Source organism: Pseudomonas sp. PDM25 (assembly GCF_019219045.1).
Lineage (GTDB): Bacteria > Pseudomonadota > Gammaproteobacteria > Pseudomonadales > Pseudomonadaceae > Aquipseudomonas.
The window spans coordinates 1-207 of record NZ_JAHUWL010000116.1 but is presented as its reverse complement, the minus strand read 5'-3'; the positions used below and the strand labels follow the sequence as shown (position 1 = coordinate 207).

Below are 207 nucleotides of genomic sequence, written 5' to 3'. Positions count from 1 at the left end.
CCGTTGCAGCCGGCAACGTGTTGAGCAATGACAGCGATGTCGATAACACCCTCAGCGTGACCGGCTTCACCGTCGCCGGCGTGACGGGTTCCTTTACTGCGGGTCAAGTCGCAACGATCGCCGGCGTTGGCACAGTGACTATCGCCGCCAACGGCGACTACAGCTTCACTCCGGACGCCAACTACAACGGTGCCGTGCCGCAAGTCA

The 207-nt window shown here is 61.8% G+C and carries 1 protein-coding gene; it reads left to right on the top strand.

From position 1 onward, the window contains the following. Positions 1 to 207, top strand: a 207-nt coding sequence (locus KW848_RS31575) for a cadherin-like domain-containing protein (protein WP_218539205.1), incomplete at both ends; no start/stop codon positions are given.